Below are 17179 nucleotides of genomic sequence, written 5' to 3' on the forward strand. Positions count from 1 at the left end.
ACTTGAGCCACCCCGACTCAATTTCCAGGTTCGCCGACGGCGGACGCGCCACGCCGCCTGCCGCGCACGACCATGATGACCAGGCCCAGGACGAGCCAGCCGGCCGCGACCTCCAGGGCGAGGTGGCTCGCCAGGACGAGCACGGTGACGACGATCGCCAGGCCGACGGCGGGGACGACCGTGTGCAGGACGCGACGGTCGGTGCGCCCGCCGACGACGTAGTAGCCGACCACGGCGACGTGCAGGAAGACGAAGGCGGTCAGGGCGCCGACCGTGACCATCGAGGACAGCAGGTCGAGGCCGTCGGGCCGGACCGCCGCCGCCACGGCGATGAGGAGCGTCGCGACCGCCGACACGAGGGTCGCCAGGCGGGGCACGCCGGTCCGGCGGCTCACGGACCCGAGCCGTGCCGGCAGCTGTCCGTCGCGCGCCATCCCGTACATGAGGCGGCTCACCGCGGCCTGTGCGACGAGCGCGGAGAGCACGGGACCGATGGCGCGCGCCGTCGTGACGGTGGTGCCGAGCCACGCCCCCATCTCCTCGCTGATCGTCGTGTAGAAGATCGTGCCCTGCTGCTCGGGTTTCGCGGCCAGCTCCTGGGGAGTCGCCGTCGTCAGGAGCGCCCCCAGGTACGTCTGGAGGACGAAGAGGGCCCCGGCGAGGACGAGGCAGAAGATCAGGGCCCGCCCGATCTGGCGCGGGGAGCCGGTGCTCTCCTCGGCGAACGTGGCGATCGCGTCGAAACCCAGGAAGGCGAGCGCCGCCACCGAGACCGCCCCGAGCGTGCCGGCGAGCGTGAACCCGTCCAGCCCGGTCAGGGGAGACAGCCACGGCCTCGCCGGGCCCTCGTGCACCAGCACGACGACCGCGCCGACGCAGAAGGCGGCGAGCACCACGATCTCCACGACCAGGGCGACGAACCCCACCGTGGCGGCGAGCCGGACCCCGCCGAGGTTCAGGCCCGTGATGAGGAGCACGGCGACGCCGGTGAACGCCCAGACGGGCACCGCGGGGAACAGGGCGTGGCTGGCGATCCCGCAGAAGAGCGCGGCCAGGCTCGGGATGAACAGGTAGTCCAGGCCGATCATCCACCCGGCCATGAAGCCCGGTCGCCGCCCCAGCCCCGCGGTCGCGTAGGCCGAGACCGACCCCGCCTTCGGGACCGCGACGGACATGCGGGCGTACGACCAGGCGGTGAACGCCATCGCCACGGTCGCGACCACGAACACGAGGGCGACCGCGCCGTTGCTGCGCGCGTCCAGCACGCCGAACGTGCCCATGGGCGCGGTCGGCCCGATGAACAGCAGGCCGTAGACGACGAGGTGCCGCAGGGACAGGCTCCGGTGGAGCTGTCCCTCGGGCGCGGCAGCGCTGGGAACGTCCTTCGTGGGGCGGGGGTCGGACGACGCGGGACTCAGCTCCTCGGCGGCTGGCGTGGGGACTGTGTCAGCGTAGGACGACAGCGACCGGGGAACCCTGCGCGGACTACTGCTGTCGGGCCACGGGCTCGGCCGGGGACTCGTCGAAGAGCGGCCAGTCGGCGTACTCCTGGCCCCCGCGGCGGGCGGGCGCCGTCTCGGGCAGGAGCAGCAGCGCGACGATCGAGCAGACGACCAGCACCGCCGTGTAGACCGCGACGAGCCAGAAGCCGCCGTCCGCGGCGACGAGGAGCGCCGTCGCGACCACCGTGAACGGCCCGGAGGCGACCATCGAGCCGAACTGCCACACCACCGAGACGCCCGAGTAGCGGACCGACGAGTCGAACAGCTCGGGGAAGAACGAGGCCTGCGGGGCGTACGTCCCGGAGTGGCCGAGGCCGAGGCCGGCGACGAGCAGCGCGACGATCAGAGCCAGGTTCTCCGACTGCACGGCGAGGAACGCCGGGACGATGAGGGCCAGGTTCAGCACCGCGAACCCGAGGAAGAGGGGGCGACGCCCGATCCGGTCGGTGAGGCGCCCCCACACCGGGATCATGACGATCTCCACGAGGATCGCGATGATCACCGCCTCGAGCACGAGGCCCGAGTCGTAGCCGTTGTTGTCGGCGTACGCGACCAGGAAGATCGTGTAGAAGGGGAACATCGCGGCCTCGACGAACTTGGCGAAGAAGCCGCCGACCACCTCGCGGCGACGGTGCGCGAAGAGCTGGCGCAGCGGCGCGTGGGACGCGGCCTTGCGGTCCCGGGCGGCCTTGAACGTCTCGGACTCGTCGACCCGGGAGCGGATGAACAGGCCGACGGCCACGACGACGATCGAGAGCAGGAACGGCACGCGCCAGCCCCAGGCGAGGAAGGCGTCCGGGTCCATCCACTGCTGCAGGCTCGCGAACAGCGCCGTCGGGATGAGGTACGCGACCGGTGAGCCGAGCTGGACGAAGCTCGCGTAGAAGCCGCGGCGGTCTCGCGGCGAGGCCTCGGCCGTGAGCAGGACGGCGCCGCCCTGCTCGCCGCCCACGCCGAAGCCCTGGATCAGCCGGACCACCACGAGGATGGCCGCCGCCCAGAGGCCGATCTGCTCGTACGTCGGCATGAGGCCGACGGCGAACGTGCCGAGCCCGGTGAGCAGGAGGGTGAAGACCAGGGCCTTCTTCCGGCCGAGGCGGTCGCCGATGTGTCCCCACACGAGCCCGCCCAGGGGGCGGGCGAAGAACCCGACGGCATAGGTCGAGAACGCGGCGAGGGTACCGACGAGCGGGTCCGTCTCGGGGAAGAAGATCTTGTTGAACACGAGCGCGGAGGCCGTGCCGTAGATGAAGAAGTCGTAGTACTCCGCGATCGTCCCGATCACGGAGGCGCCGACGGTCTTGCGCAACGTCTTCGGATCGACGGCGCGGGTCGGGGTGCTGCTCATGCTGCTGCCTCCTCGCAGTGGACCGGCGGCACGCTAGCATACTAGTGCGCTAGAACACGACGGCTGGAACTACGGCACAATCGGGCCATGCCGTCGTCGTCGCCGCTCCTGACCGCGCGGGTCCGTGGGGAGAACACCCGCCGACTCGTCCACACCTGGCTGCGCCGGCAGATCATCGACCTCGAGCTCGCGCCCGGCGCGCCACTGTCCGAGGCGGAGATCGGCTCGCGGCTCGGCGTCAGTCGCACCCCCGTGCGCGAGAGCCTCATCCTGCTGGCCGAGGAGGGGCTCGTGGAGGTCTTCCCGCAGCGCGGCAGCTTCGTGGGGCCGATCCGGTACGAGGACGTCGTCGCCGCTCAGTTCGTGCGCGAGGCGATCGAGTGCACGTCCCTGGAGGTCGGCGGGACGAACGTCGGCGCGGGTGACGTGGCCGAGCTGCGGGCGCACATCGTGCGCCAGGGCGAGGCCGACCGCGACGGGGACGCGTCGCGCTTCTTCGACCTCGACGAGGAGTTCCACCAGCTGCTGCTGCGCGCGTGCGGGCACGAGTCCGCGTGGCGCATCGTCGCGTCGGCCAAGGCCCAGATGGATCGTGCGCGGCGCCTCTCCCTGCCCGAGGGCGGCAAGATGACCGACCTCGTCGCGCAGCACGCCGCCGTCGTCGACGCGCTCGCCGCCGGGGACGTCCCGGCGGCCGTCGCCCGGCTGCGGGAGCACCTGCGCGTGGTGCTGCAGGACATCACGCACATCCAGGAGGAGCGGCCCGAGCTGTTCGCGCCGGCGTGACGGACCGACCTCGGCGGTCAGTCCTCCGGCGGCCGCCAGGCCATGACCGGGCGGAGGGCCCGCGGGCCCAGCGCCGCCGTCCACCGGCCGACGGCGCGCATCCCGGCGTCGCGGGCGACGGTGGCGGCGGGTGAGGTCCACAGGGTCGGGCCGGCGACCCGGGCGGACATCCGCATGACCTGCGCGACGCGCGGCCGTCGCTCGGCCGACCAGCGCAGCAGAGCGCCCGCGACGTCGTCGTCCGGGCGGACGCGCGCGCCGAGCACCACGCCGTCCTCGAGCGCCTGGCACCCGCCCTGCCCGAGGTTCGGCAGCATCGCGTGCGCGGCGTCGCCCACGAGCGCGACCCGGCCGGTCACGAGCGACGCCGGCGGAGCGGGCAGGTGCCGCAGCTCGTGCCGCAGCGCGGTGGCGTCGTCGACGGAGGCGAGCAGCGCGGGGACCGGGTCGTGCCAGTCGGCGAGGCGGGCGCGCAGCTCGCCGAGGTCGCGCGGGACGCCGACGGCGTCGGCCACCGAGACGTACACGTAGACCCGTCCGTCGGCCAGCGGCATGACCCCGGCGACGATCCCGCGGCCCCAGATCTCGGAGCCGACGACGCCCGGGACGCGCGGGGTCACGAACCGCCACGCCGTCGACCCGCCGGACACCGGGGCGGGAGCGCTCGGCCACCAGCGGGTGCGCGTGGCGGACGCGATGCCGTCGGCCGCGACGACGAGGTCCGCGTCGGCCTCCGTCGTCGTGCCCGCGTCGTCGGTCGTCGTCACGCGTGCCGGGCGGGACGTCGTGCCCGGATCCGTGACGGTCGCCGTCGTACGGAGCCGCAGCGCCCCGGCCGGAAGAGCGCCCGCGAGCAGCGCCACCAGCTGCGCGCGGTGGAGCATGAGCGTGCGGTCGCCGAACAGCGACGTCGCGCCCTCCGCGCGGCCGCGCACCAGCCACCGCCCGTCGGGACGACGCAGCCCGAGCTCGCCCTGCAGCGCGGCCAGGCCGCGCGTCGCGTCGCCGACGCCCAGCGCGTCCAGCGACCGCACCGCGTTCGGGGCGACGACGATCCCCGCGCCCACCGGGTCCAGCGACGTCGCGCGCTCGACGACGGTGACGTCCCAGCCGTGCCGCGCCAGCGCGACGCCCGAGGCCAGACCGCCGACGCCACCCCCGATCACCGTCGCCGTGCGACCGCCGTCCGTCGTGGGAGCCATGGTCACCGACGGTAGCCGGGTCCGCCCGGCGCGGAGCGTGGGACGCGCGTCTCAGATCGTGAGCAATCGCGGCCGACGATTGACTCCTCCGCCCCGCGGGCCCAGCCTCCTGCTCCGTCGCGCCAGGTGCTGGCGTGCGCACGCCCGAACCGCAGGAGGACGACCGTGTCGACGACCCACGGACCCCGACGGTGGCGCCTCGCCGCCGTCGCCGCACTGGTGACCCTGCTGGCCGCGGCCTGCGCCGGCGGCGGTGACGCCGCCGAGGAGACGGTGCCCGAGAGCGAACGGCCGGGCGGCACGCTGAGCATCGGGCTCAGCGCCGACCCCAACGGCGTCGACGCCGCCGTCGTCAACCAGGTGTGGCGCACGGTCGCGCGCGCCCTCACCGACTCGCTGGTGTTCTTCAACCCGGAGACCCAGGAGATCGAGCCGTGGCTGGCCACGGACTGGACGGTCGAGGACGCGCGGGTCTACACGTTCACCCTGCGCGACGACGTCACGTTCCACGACGGCACGAAGCTCACGTCCGAGGTGGTGAAGAAGAACTTCGAGAGCCTCGCCCGCCCCGGCATCCACTCCAGCGCGAAGACGATCGTCGAGGGCATCAAGGAGATCCGCACGCCGGCGGAGAACGTCGTGGAGGTGGAGTTCGAGAAGCCCAACGCGGCGTTCCTCGTGAGCCTGTCGCGGGCGCACGCCGGGATCGTGTCGGCCAAGACGGCGGAGCTGCCCGTCGAGGAGCGGCAGAAGTCGATCGACGGCAGCGGCCCGTTCTCCCTCGAGGAGTACACGCCCAACCAGCGGATCGTGCTCAAGAAGCGCGCCGACTACGACTGGGCCCCCGAGTACTTCGGCCGCAGCGGGCCGGCCTATCTCGACGAGGTGGTCTACAAGATCATCCCCGAGGACTCGGTGCGCAACGGCGCCGTCATCGCCGGGGACGAGCTGCAGTTCATCTACTGGGTCAACGCGAAGTACGTGTCCCAGCTCGAGGGCGCCGGCCTGACGATCACCGAGACGGTGAACCCGGCGACCGGCACGGAGTGGCCCGTCAACACGTCGTCGCCGTTCCTCCAGGACGTCCGGGTGCGTCAGGCGCTCCAGCACGGGATCGACCGCGAGGAGTTCACCAAGCTGGTCTCCGGCGGCTACGACAAGGTCGCGAAGGGGCCGCTCAGCGAGGCGAACCCGTACTTCTCCGACCAGTCGGAGTACCTCGCCTACGACCCGGAGCTGTCGAAGAAGCTGCTCGACGAGGCCGGGTGGAGCGAGGTCGGCGCCGACGGCATCCGGGTGAACGCCGACGGGGAGCGGCTGTCGCTGCGCTTCCCGCGCGACGGCGCCGCGGAGCAGGTCGTGCAGGCGCAGTGGAAGGAGCTCGGCATCGAGCTCGTGCTCGACCCGCCGCTCGACGCGGAGGCCAACGAGAAGCTGCTGTCCGGCGAGTACGACATCGCGTACTGGTACCACTCGACCCCCGACCCCGACGTCCTGCGGGCCAACTACGGCGTCGCGACCGGCTCGGACCGCTCGTTCATCGCGGAGGACGACAAGGCCGGCCAGCAGCTCGACGCGCTGCTGCAGGAGCAGAACACGCTCACCGACAAGGCGGAGCGCCAGGCCGTGGTCGACGAGGCGAGCCAGCTCCTCGTCGAGGACGCCTACGTGCTGCCGATCGTCAACGACACGGACATCTGGGCGTTCCAGCCCACGGTGCACGACATCCAGCCGGTCGGCCTCGACCAGTACCTGTACAACGCCTGGCTCTCCGAGAAGTAGGACCCGACATGGTGAGGTACAGCCTGCGGCGGCTGGCGTACGCGGTCGTGGTGGTGTGGGGCGCGTTCACCGGCGCGTTCTTCCTGCTCTACGTCGTCCCGGGCGACGCCGCGGGCGGCCTCACCATGGGCGCCTCCGGCGGCGACATCGAGACGCTCCTGGCCGAGCAGCGCGAGCTGCTCGGCCTGGACCGGCCCGTCCTCGTGCAGTACTGGGACGCGCTGTCCGGGGCCGTGACGGGCGACTTCGGGCAGAGCCTCTACCAGCGGCGACCCGCGGTCGACGTCTTCTTCGAGTCGTTCCCGGCGACGCTGCAGCTCGCGTTCGTCGGGCTGGCGCTGGCGGTGCTCCTCGGGGTGTCGCTCGCCGTGGTCATCGAGCTCACGAGCTGGCGCTGGATGCGGGAGCTGCTGATCTCGCTGCCGCCCGTCGCGGTGTCGCTGCCGCCGTTCATGGTCGCCCTGGTGCTCGTGCAGGTCGTGGCCTTCCGGCTCGGCTGGATCGACGCGTTCGGCGACGACTCGTTCCTCGGCCTCCTGGTCGCCTCCCTGTCGATCGCGGTGGCGGGCGGCGGCACCATCGCGCAACTCCTCACGGCGAACCTGCGCGGCGCGCTGTCCTCGCCGTACATCGAGACGGCGCGCAGCTGGGGCCTCAGCCGGTTCGACGTCGTGGTGCGGCACGCGCTGCGCAACGCGGCGCTGCCCGTCGTCACCGCGCTCGGCACCCTCGTCGGGGTGATGGTCGGTGGCACCGTGCTGACCGAGACGGTCTTCGCCCGCCTCGGCGTCGGGCGCCTCATCGTCGACTCCGTCAACGGCCGGGACATGCCCGTCGTCCTCATCGCCGTGACCGTGAGCGCGCTGATCTTCGTCACTGTCAACTTCCTCGTCGACCTGGTCTACCCGGTCATCGACAAGCGGATCCGATTGGACGGCTGATGAGCGTCATCGAACGCACGAGCGCGCTCGGTCGGGCGCCCGGGGGCGCGGCGCCGGCGGGGCCCGCGCGCGTCGGCCGGGGCACCCGGGCCCGGCTGTGGTCGCTCGACGTCCTGCGCACCCCGAGCCTCGTCGTCTCGTACCTGTGGCTGGTCGTGGTGCTGGTCGCGGCCGTCGCGCCGTCGGTGTTCGCGCCCGGCGACCCGCTCGCGCAGGACGGCGACGCCATGCTGCTCGCGCCCAGCGCCACCCATCTGTTCGGCACCGACGACCTCGGGCGCGACCAGTTCACGCGCACCGTGCACGGCACCGGTCTGTCCATCCAGGCCGCCGTGGTCGCGGTGCTCATCGGGCTGGTGGGCGGGTCCGTCGTCGGGCTCGTCGCGGGCGCCGTCCGCGGGTGGCTCGACAGCGTCCTCATGCGCTTCATCGACATCATGCTGTCGGTGCCGAGCCTCATCGTCTCGCTCGCGATCATCTCGGCGCTTGGCCACGGCACCATCAACATCGCGATCGCCATCGGCATCAACAGCACCGCGACGTTCGCGCGCCTCATGCGCTCCGAGGTGCTCAAGGTGAGCAACGCCCGGTACGTCGAGGCCTCCGTCTTCGCCGGCCACGGCTACGCCTACCGGCTGGCCCGGCACGTGCTGCCCAACGCGTCCCGGTCGGTGCTCGCCTTCGCCACGATGGAGATCGGCAGCGCCATCCTCACCGTCGCGTCCCTGAGCTTCCTCGGCCTGGGCGCGCCGCCCCCGACGCCGGAGTGGGGGCTGCTGGTGGCCGAGGGACGCACCTTCATCGCGACCCAGTGGTGGCTCAGCCTGCTGCCCGGGCTCGTGGTCGTCGTCTCCGTCCTGGCGGTCTACCGCATCGGGCGGTCGCTCAACCGAGGGAGGACCAGTGTCGTCGCCTGACACCAGCACCGAGCGCGAGCCGCTGCTCACGCTCGACGGCGTGAGCGTCGAGTTCGCCGTGCGCGGCCGCCCGGCCACGCGCGTCGTCGACGACGTCAGCCTCTCCCTGCAGCCGGGCCGCGTGCTGGCGCTGGTGGGGGAGTCGGGGTCGGGCAAGTCGACCCTCGGCCGCACGGTCACCGGCACGCTCGCCGAGAACGGACGCGTCGTCGGCGGCACCGTGACCCTCGGCGGGCGCGAGCTCACCGGCCTGCCGGAGCGGGAGCGCCGCGCGGTGCGCGGCAAGGAGATCGGCTACATCCCGCAGGACGCGCTGCTCGGCCTCAACCCGCTGCTGCCCGTCGGCGTCCAGGCGGGGGAGCCGCTGCGCGCCCACGGCCTCGCGACCAAGCAGGAGCGGCGCGAGCGGGTGATCCACCTCTTCGAGCAGGTCGGGCTGCGCGAGCCGGACAAGATCTTCCACGCCTACCCGCACGAGCTGTCCGGCGGCATGTGCCAGCGCGTCCTCATCGCCGCCGCCATGTCGACGCAGCCACGCCTGCTCATCGCCGACGAGCCCACGACGGCGCTCGACGTCACCGTGCAGCGGACCATCCTCGACCTGCTGGACGGCCTGGTGGAGGAGAACGACCTCGCCGTCCTGCTCGTCACCCACGACCTGGGCGTGGCGGCCGAGCGGGCGGACGAGATCGCCGTCCTCAAGGACGGTCGCCTGGTGCGCTCCGGCCGCACGCACGAGGTCGTCGCGCACCCCGGCGACCCGTACACGGAGCAGCTGCTGCGGTCGTCGTCGCTCGGGTTCTCCGGGGCCGACGCCGCGCGGGCCCGGAGCGAGCGGCGCCAGGAGCGGGTCCCCGCGGACGCGCCCGTCGTCGTCGAGGCGAGGGACGTGTCGAAGACGTTCCGCGCGCACCGCGGGCGTGCCGCCGTCACCGCCGTCAGGGACGCGAGCTTCGAGGTGCGGCGCGGCACGACGCTCGGCATCGTCGGGGAGTCCGGCTCCGGCAAGACGACGCTGGTGCGGCTGCTGGCCGGCCTCGGCGCCCCGGACGCGGGGACGATCACGGTGGACGGCCGGCCCGTCGTGCACCACCGGCGCGGGCGCGGCCAGGCGCCGCTCTACCGCACGGTCCAGATGGTCTACCAGGATCCGTTCGCGTCTCTCAACCCCCGCACCACCGTGCGGTCGATCCTCGAGGAGCCGCTCGCGGGCCACCGCATCGGCGGCAAGGAGGACCGTGCGCGGCGCGTCGACGAGCTGCTCGACGTCACGGGCCTGCCGGCGGCGCTCGCCGACCGGTACACCGCCGAGCTGTCCGGCGGGCAGCGCCAGCGCGTCGCGATCGCCCGCGCGCTCGCCCCCGGGCCCGAGGTGCTGGTGCTCGACGAGCCCGTCTCCGCCCTCGACGTCACCGTGCAGCGGCAGATCCTCGACCTGCTCACGTCGCTGCAGGACGAGCTCGCCCTGACCTACCTCTTCATCTCGCACGACCTCGGGGTCATCGCGGAGATCTCGGACGAGATCCTCGTGCTCCGCCACGGCGACATCGTCGAGCGCGGGCCCGCCCTCGACGTCATCACGGACCCCGCGACGGACTACGTCCGCGAGCTCCTCGCCGCCATCCCGGGGGCGGCCGACGCCGTCCCCGGCCGGTCGTGAGCGCCGCCCCGGGTCGCCGCGCACCACACCGTCACGCACCACCTCGAAAGGAACACGACATGGCAGAGCCGGCCCGTCGCCAGCTGCACCTCGGGTACATGTACTGGCTCAACGGCACCCACTGGGGCGGCTGGCGGCTGCCCGAGGCGGCGACGCCGGACGCCTTCGACCTCGAGTACCCGAGCCGGGTGCTGCAACTGGTCGAGGACGCGAAGTTCGACTTCTTCTTCCTCGGCGACACGCTGCCCGGCGACGTCTACAAGGAGCACTACGGGACGACGCACAACGGCGGCCGGCTGGAGCCGTTCACGCTCGCGTCGCAGCTGGCGCTGCAGTCGTCGAAGATCGGGCTGGCCGTCACGGCGCACCCGACGTTCTACGAGCCGTTCACCCTGGCGCGGCTCACCGCCTCGCTCGACCACCTGAGCCACGGCCGCCTGGCCTGGAACGTCGTGCTGGGGGCGAACGACCTCGCGGCCACGAACTTCAGCCTCCCGGACCTCGGCGGCGAGAGCCGCTACCGGCGCGCGGCCGAGTTCATCGAGGTGATCCGCCGCCTGTGGGACAGCATCGAGGACGGCGCGTACCTGCAGGACAAGGAGTCCGGCGAGTACCTGGACCCGACCAAGATCCACCGCCTGGAGCACCAGGGCGAGTTCTTCTCCGTGGCCGGGACGCTGCCGATGCTGCGCCCGCCGCAGGGGCACGTCCCCCTGCTCTACGCCGGGGCGTCCGAGCTGTCCCGCGAGCTCACCGCCCAGTACTGCGACGTCAACTTCACCGGTCCGCCGGACCTCGCGACGTCCGCGGCGTTCAACGCCGACATCCGCGAGCGCGCGCGGCGCCTGCGCGGCCGCGACGAGCCGATCTTCTTCATGCCGGGCATCACGCCCGTCATCGGGGACACCCGCGAGGAGGCGATCGACCTCTTCGACCGCCTCAACGCCGGCCTGCCGATCGACTCCGACCCCGTCGCCGGGGACCAGCCGGAGGAGTACTACGCGAGCGACCGCTTCCGTGCGCTCGCCACGCAGCGCGGCGGCCTGCCGCTCGGGACGCGCAGCCTGCGCGCGGTGGGGGAGCGCGTCGGCGCCGACCTGCGCCCGCTGGGGCTCGACGGCGTCGTGACGCCCGCGGTGGCGGCGTCGTTCAACGAGGCCGGACGCCGGCTGCTCGCGCTGGTCGCGGAGCGCACCGACCGCACCGTCGAGGCAGGCACCGTGCGCGGACGCGACCTGCTGCACAGCTCCCTCGGGGGCGGCTTCCCGCTCGCGATCGGCACGGCGAACGACGTCGCCACGACGCTGCTGGAGTGGTTCGACGCCGGCGCCGCGGACGGGTTCAACATCCAGTCGCCGTTCATGCTCGACCAGCTGGAGCGGTTCACGTCGCAGGTCGTGCCGATCCTGCAGGACAAGGGCGTGTTCCGCACCGAGTACGAGTCCGACACGTTCCGCGGGCACTTCGGGCTGCCGGTGCCGCCGAACCAGTTCGCCGCGCCCGCCGAGGAGGCCGCTCGTGGCTGACCGGAAGCTCCGCATCGGCCTGGCCGCGTACGGCACCGGCTGGGACCTCAACGGGTGGCGCCTGCCGGAGGCCGACAACCGCGGCCTCGTGGACCCGAGCGTGATCGTCGACGTCGCCCGCACCGCCGAGCGGGGGAAGCTCGACTACGTCTTCTCCGGCAGCGCGCTCGGCAGCGAGCCGGACCGGCTCAACCGCATCTACCGGTGGGACAACTTCGTCTACGCCGGGTACGCGGCCGCCGTCACGCAGCACCTCGGGTTCCTCATGTCGGTCAACAGCTCCTTCGAGCACCCGTACGCGACCGCCCGGCAGCTCGCGACGCTCGACCACTTCTCGCGCGGGCGGACGGCGCTCAACGTCGTCTTCGGCATCGACCGCGAGGGCGACCCGGCGCGCAACTTCGGCCGCAACCCCGTCCCGACCGAGGGCACCAAGTACGCGCGGGCCCGCGAGTTCACCGAGGTCGTCAACCGGCTGCTCTACGAGAGCTGGGACGAGGACTTCCTGCTCGACGACAAGGCGGACGACACCCTCGTCCGGCCCGGCAGCTGGCACCGCATCGAGCACAGCGGCGAGTTCTTCGAGGTGCGCGGGCCGCTCAACGTGCCTCGGCCCGTGCAGCAGAGGATCCCGAACGTCCACGTCGGGCTGTCCGAGGAGTCGCTCGCCTACGGCGCCGACCTGGCACAGATCCGTTTCTCGCCGTACTTCGGGCTCGACCGGGGCAGGGCCGAGTACGCGGCGCAGAAGGCCCGCGTGGCGTCGGCCGGGCGCGACCCGGAGAAATTCAAGATCGTCCCCGGCGTCACGGTCTACGTGGCAGGGACGGGCCGGGAGGCGCGGGCCAAGTTCCGGGAGGTCGTGGCGCTGCAGGCCGCCGAGGAGATCCCCGAGGTGTTCTCCAAGGCGCTCGGCGTCGACCTGTCCCGCGTGCGGGACTCCGAGCGGGTGCTCGACGTCGTCGACATCGACGCCCTCGAGCCCGACGCGCTCGAGGGCCTGTACCGCGGCCGCGTGCAGCGCGGCGCCGGCGACGTGCGCGACGACCGCCTGCTCCTGCGGCAGATCGTCGCGACGCAGCTCGGCGAGGAGGCCACCTTCCGCGAGCTGTACCAGTACGTGCTGCGCTCCTGCGAGGACCAGCAGCCCGCCGTCGTCGGCGACGCGCGCGACGTGGCCGACTGGATCGAGGAGAACTTCGCCGAGCGGGTGCTCGACGGCGTCCAGGTGTTCCCGCCGTACCACCGCGGCCCCGCGGACGCGTTCGTCGACCTCGTCGTCCCCGAGCTCCAGCGGCGCGGCCTCTTCCGCACCGAGTACGAGGCGTCCACCTTCCAGGGGCTCCTCGACACCGACAACGGCTGACCCACCCACCAGTTCGAGGAGACCGCTGTGCCCGCTTCCGCCACCCTTCCCGACGGCTACCGCACGCTCGGCCGCTCGGGCCTCGTCCTGTCGGAGCTCGCCGTCGGCGCCAGCACCTTCGGCCGCACCGGCATGCGCGCCGTCGGGCAGGACCAGGTGAACCGCATCGTCGACCGCGCCATCGACCTCGGGGTCACGTACTTCGACCTCGCCGAGGGCTACGGCGACCGCACCGGCCTGTCCGAGGAGCTGTTCGGCAACGCCCTCCGCGGCCGCCGCGAGCAGGTGGTCGTCGGCACCAAGTTCGGGCGCTCGCTGGCCGCCGACCGCGGGCCGTCGTACAGCCTCACCGGGGCGCGCAAGTACGTCGTCGCGTCCGTGGAGGACAGCCTGCGGCGCCTGCGCACGGACTACATCGACCTCTACCAGATCCACTTCCCGGACTCCCGGACGCCGATCGACGAGACGCTGTCGGCGCTCGACGTGCTGGTGCACGACGGCAAGGTCCGGTACGTGGGCGCGTCGAACTTCAAGGCCTGGCAGGTGGCCGACGCCGAGCACGTCGCGGCGGCGCGAGGGTACTCGCGGTTCGTCTCGACGACGGACGAGTACAGCCTGCTGTGGCGGAAGCCGGAGGAGGAGCTGATCCCCGCGCTGGAGCACTACGGGCTCGGGCTGCTGCCGTACTTCCCGCTCCAGAACGGGCTGCTCACCGGCAAGTACACGAGGGACCACGCGCCCGCGGACGCCAAGATCACGAACCTCAAGACGTACCTGCTCGGCGAGGCCCCCTGGGACGCGCTCGACCGGTTCGCCAAGTTCGCCGCCGAGCGCGGCGTGACGCCCAGCGCCGTCGCGATCGGGTGGCTGCTCGCGCAGCCCACCGTCGCCTCGGTGATCGCGGGCGTCACGGTGCCCGAGCAGCTCGACGAGAACCTGCTCGCGACGCGGTGGCGGCCGACCGCCGAGGACGACCGGGAGCTGCGGGAGCTGTTCCCCGGCACGCTGTCCGGCGGCCCGGGCCGGGTGGGCTGACAGCCCGACCTCAGGCGCCCTTCGCGACCGGACGGCGCTCGGAGACCCAGCCGGTGAACGACCCCGGGTACAGCGGCACGGTCACGCCCAGCACCGCGAGGGCGAGCACGTCGACCGTCGCCGCCACGCCGCTGCCGCACGACGCGACGAGCGGCGCTTCGCCCGCCGGTGCCGTGTCCAGGTAGGGCGCGTACCGGGCGCGGAGCGTCGCCTCGTCGGCGAGCCCGCCGCCGCGCAGCGCCCCGGCCGCCGGCAGGCTCACCGCCCCCGGGACGTGGCCGGTGCGCGCCCCGTCGCCGTCGTCGGGCGTGCCGGCGTGGGCCTCCGCGCCCCGCGCGTCGACGAGCCGGCCCCGGCGCGCGGCGTCGGCGGCGGTGTCGGAGCCGACCGTCGGCAGCGCACCGAGCGTGACGGTCGCGGTGCCGCCACCCTCCGCGGGGCGCTCCGTGGTGAGCGCGCCCCCGGCCGCGACCCAGGCGGCGCGGCCGCCGTCGAGGAAGCGGACGTCCGCCAGGCCGGCCCAGCGGAGCACCCACCACGCGCGCGTGGCCGTGGACGGGTGGTCGGCGGTGGCGACGACGACCGTGCTGGCGTCGTGCACGCCCCACCGTTCGACGAGGGCGCGGACCTGCGCGGCGTCGGGCAGCGGGGTCGCGCCCGTGCCGGGCCGCACCACGCCGGTGAGCTCGGCGAGGTCGACGGCGTGCGCGCCGGGGATGCGAGCGCCATCGCCGGGCGTCGGGGCCGTGCCGCCGCGGCGCACCTCGACGACGACGGTGGACCCGTCCCCGATCGCGGTGCGGAGATCGTCGGCGGTGACGACGGGCGGGGGAACGACGGTCATGGGGAGTCCATCCGTGTCGGGGGCGTGGCCGGGGGTTGTCTAGCGCCCGCGTCGGCGCCGGGCACGCCCGCCCCGGCGCCCTCCCGCATGGCGAGACACGGGCGACCGCAGCCACCCGGAATCCTGGTCGCGTGCGGCGCGTTCTGGGACACGTGACGACGACCGAGGACCTGCCGCAGGCTGCGGACGTCGTCGTGATCGGCGCGGGGCAGGCCGGTCTGTCCGCGGCGTATCACCTGCGGCGGCGAGGATTCGTGCCCGCGGTCGGCGCGGAGACCGGCGAGCGCACCTCCCTCGTGCTCGACGCCGAGGACGGGCCCGGCGGAGCGTGGCGGCACCGCTGGCGCTCGCTGCGGATGAGCACGGTGAACGGCATCCACGACCTGCCCGGCATCGAGCAGCCCGACGTGGAGCCGGAGGCGGCGAGCGTCGACGTGCTGCCCGCCTACTTCGGCGACTACGAGCACGAGCTGGGCCTCGCCGTCGTCCGACCGGTGCGCGTGCGCCGCGTCGAGGAGGAGGACGACGGCGGGCTGCTCGTCCGCTGGGAGGGTGGCGGCGGGTCCGGCGTCGTCGCCGCGCGGGCGATCGTCAACGCGACGGGCACGTGGTCGAAGCCGTTCTGGCCCGCCTACCCGGGGCAGGAGACGTTCCGCGGCCGTCAGCTGCACACCGCCGACTACGTGCGGGCGGAGGACTTCGCCGGGCAGCGCGTCGCCGTCGTCGGCGGCGGGATCTCCGCGGTGCAGCTGCTGGAGGAGGTCTCGCACGTGGCGGAGACGTTCTGGTTCACGCGCCGGGAGCCCGTGTGGCGCGACTCGTTCGACCCCGAGGACGGCTCGCGCGCGGTGGCGATGGTCGCCGACCGGGTCCGCGAGGGCCTGCCGCCGCTGAGCGTCGTGTCCGTCACCGGCCTGATCAAGACACCGTCGCTGCGGGCAGCCGAGACGCGCGGCGTGCTCCACCGGCGTCCCATGTTCACCCGGATCGAGCCCGACGGCGTCGTCACGCCCGACGGCGAGCTGGTCCCCGTCGACGTCATCTTCTGGAACACCGGCTTCCGCGCCGCCCTCGACCACCTGCGGCCGCTGCACCTGCGCACCGCGGGCGGAGGCATCCGCATGGACGGCACGCAGGTCGACGGCGAACCGCGCGTCCATCTCATCGGCTACGGGCCGTCCGCCTCCACCATCGGCGCCAACCGCGCCGGCCGGGACGCCGTCAACCGGATCGTGCGCTACCTCGACGCCACGGCGTCCGACGCCGCCGCGCGCTAGCCGCGCGACCCGCCGGCCTCGCGTCGCTGGGCGACGCTCCGGGCCTGCCCTTCGTGGATGTCGCTCACCCACTCCCAGCCGGGCTTGGCCCTCGGGCCGATTCGCGGGTCGTCGGGAGCACGGCCGTCCCGCAGGTCGTGCAGGTACGCGCGGTCCTGCGCGATCCGCGCACGCAGCTGGTCCGCCCCGCCGACGGACCCGTGCCCCGGGACCACGGCGTCGACGTCGCCGGCCACCCGTTCCAGGAGCTCCAGCCCGCGGAGGTAGTCGGTGATCGGGTCGTTGGTGTCGTCGAAGACGTCGAGCATCGGGACGAAGACGTCCGAGAGCATGTCGCCGGCCACGAGGACGCGGCGCTCCTCGATCAGCAGTGCCGCATGGCCGGGGGAGTGCGCCGGGTGCTCGACGACCCGGACGTGCGGGCCGTCCCACGGGATCCGCGTCGCCCCGTCCGGCAGGCCGGTGACGAGGCCGTACCCGTCCAGCGGCACGTCGTCCGCGATCTCGGGCGGCAGACCCTCGACGACGCGTGCCTCCCAGCCCGGGTCCGACAGCAGGCGTCGCAGCTCGGCCGCGCAGCGGGCCGTGCCGTAGCGGGGCGCGTCGCCGAGCTCGGCGTGCCAGAGCACGTGGTCCCAGTCGGGATGCGTCGCGAACCCCGCCACCACCGGCTCGCCCAGGTCGCGGAGGTCGTGCGCGAGGCACGCCATCTCGTCGTGGGTGAGCCCGGGATCGACGAGGAGCACGCCGCTCGGGCCTCGCACCACCACCGCGTTGTTCTGGAGCAGCCCGCTCTGGTGCGCCCACACACCGTCCGCGACCCGCGTCAGCACGGCGTCAGCCCAGGGCCGTCGACCGACGGCACGGTGTCCAGGATCGTGGTGGCCATGGTCGGTCTCCTGTCCGGTTGCCGCGGCGACGGCCCGGCCGGACGTCCCGCGTGTCGGTGGTGACCGACGGACGGGGCGAAACTCATTGCTGCACCGCAGACTC

The 17179-nt window shown here is 73.4% G+C and carries 14 protein-coding genes; 9 read left to right on the top strand and 5 right to left on the bottom strand.

Annotated features, from left to right (window positions below):
- Window positions 1–17: 17 nt before the first annotated feature.
- The gene (locus ACFQ8E_RS12860) at window positions 18–1418 is read right to left on the bottom strand and encodes an APC family permease (protein ID WP_430551039.1); all 1401 of its coding nucleotides are present in this window, start codon (window positions 1416–1418) and stop codon (window positions 18–20) included.
- Between the two features lie 67 nt (window positions 1419–1485).
- Window positions 1486–2850, bottom strand: a complete 1365-nt coding sequence (locus ACFQ8E_RS12865) for an MFS transporter (RefSeq protein WP_430550952.1) — start codon at window positions 2848–2850, stop codon at window positions 1486–1488.
- 87 nt (window positions 2851–2937) lie between these two features.
- On the opposite strand from ACFQ8E_RS12865, the gene ACFQ8E_RS12870 reads away from it, so the two are divergent.
- The gene (locus ACFQ8E_RS12870) at window positions 2938–3636 is read left to right on the top strand and encodes a GntR family transcriptional regulator (RefSeq protein WP_430550953.1); all 699 of its coding nucleotides are present in this window, start codon (window positions 2938–2940) and stop codon (window positions 3634–3636) included.
- A 17-nt stretch (window positions 3637–3653) separates the two neighbouring features.
- Here ACFQ8E_RS12870 and ACFQ8E_RS12875 read toward each other — a convergent pair whose 3' ends face one another.
- Window positions 3654–4838 carry an FAD-dependent oxidoreductase gene (locus ACFQ8E_RS12875; RefSeq protein ID WP_430550954.1) on the bottom strand — a complete coding sequence of 395 codons (1185 nt, stop codon included), beginning with the start codon at window positions 4836–4838 and terminating at the stop codon, window positions 3654–3656.
- A gap of 165 nt (window positions 4839–5003) precedes the next feature.
- Here ACFQ8E_RS12875 and ACFQ8E_RS12880 point away from each other — a divergent pair, with 165 nt between their 5' ends.
- Genes ACFQ8E_RS12880 through ACFQ8E_RS12910 form a run of 7 tightly spaced genes read left to right on the top strand, consistent with a single transcriptional unit; the run spans window position 5004 to window position 14065 of the window.
- Complete coding sequence (locus ACFQ8E_RS12880) at window positions 5004–6620, top strand: ABC transporter substrate-binding protein (RefSeq protein ID WP_430550955.1); 1617 nt, start codon at window positions 5004–5006, stop codon at window positions 6618–6620.
- A gap of 8 nt (window positions 6621–6628) precedes the next feature.
- Window positions 6629–7561, top strand: a complete 933-nt coding sequence (locus ACFQ8E_RS12885; protein WP_430550956.1) for an ABC transporter permease — start codon at window positions 6629–6631, stop codon at window positions 7559–7561.
- Window positions 7561–8478, top strand: a complete 918-nt coding sequence (locus tag ACFQ8E_RS12890; RefSeq protein ID WP_430550957.1) for an ABC transporter permease — start codon at window positions 7561–7563, stop codon at window positions 8476–8478. Before ACFQ8E_RS12885 ends, ACFQ8E_RS12890 begins: the two co-directional genes overlap by 1 nt.
- Window positions 8465–10138, top strand: a complete 1674-nt coding sequence (locus ACFQ8E_RS12895; protein WP_430550958.1) for a dipeptide ABC transporter ATP-binding protein — start codon at window positions 8465–8467, stop codon at window positions 10136–10138. Before ACFQ8E_RS12890 ends, ACFQ8E_RS12895 begins: the two co-directional genes overlap by 14 nt.
- A 59-nt stretch (window positions 10139–10197) precedes the next feature.
- On the top strand, window positions 10198–11664 hold the full coding sequence (locus ACFQ8E_RS12900) for an LLM class flavin-dependent oxidoreductase (protein WP_430550959.1): 1467 nt from the start codon (window positions 10198–10200) through the stop codon (window positions 11662–11664).
- Entirely contained in the window at window positions 11657–13030 is a 1374-nt protein-coding gene (locus ACFQ8E_RS12905) for an NtaA/DmoA family FMN-dependent monooxygenase (protein WP_430550960.1), read from the top strand. Before ACFQ8E_RS12900 ends, ACFQ8E_RS12905 begins: the two co-directional genes overlap by 8 nt.
- A gap of 27 nt (window positions 13031–13057) precedes the next feature.
- Window positions 13058–14065: an aldo/keto reductase gene (locus tag ACFQ8E_RS12910; RefSeq protein WP_430550961.1), complete on the top strand. Its 1008-nt coding sequence runs from the start codon at window positions 13058–13060 to the stop codon at window positions 14063–14065.
- A gap of 10 nt (window positions 14066–14075) precedes the next feature.
- Here ACFQ8E_RS12910 and ACFQ8E_RS12915 read toward each other — a convergent pair whose 3' ends face one another.
- The gene (locus ACFQ8E_RS12915; protein WP_430550962.1) at window positions 14076–14909 is read right to left on the bottom strand and encodes a sulfurtransferase; all 834 of its coding nucleotides are present in this window, start codon (window positions 14907–14909) and stop codon (window positions 14076–14078) included.
- Window positions 14910–15061: 152 nt separating this feature from the next.
- On the opposite strand from ACFQ8E_RS12915, the gene ACFQ8E_RS12920 reads away from it, so the two are divergent.
- Window positions 15062–16186: an FAD-dependent oxidoreductase gene (locus tag ACFQ8E_RS12920; protein ID WP_430550963.1), complete on the top strand. Its 1125-nt coding sequence runs from the start codon at window positions 15062–15064 to the stop codon at window positions 16184–16186.
- Here ACFQ8E_RS12920 and ACFQ8E_RS12925 read toward each other — a convergent pair.
- On the bottom strand, window positions 16183–17019 hold the full coding sequence (locus ACFQ8E_RS12925) for an MBL fold metallo-hydrolase (protein WP_430550964.1): 837 nt from the start codon (window positions 17017–17019) through the stop codon (window positions 16183–16185). The two genes, ACFQ8E_RS12920 and ACFQ8E_RS12925, sit on opposite strands and share 4 nt — an antisense overlap.
- Between the last annotated feature and the right edge of the window lie 160 nt (window positions 17020–17179).

Source organism: Isoptericola sp. NPDC056573 (assembly GCF_042793335.1).
GTDB lineage: Bacteria > Actinomycetota > Actinomycetes > Actinomycetales > Cellulomonadaceae > Isoptericola.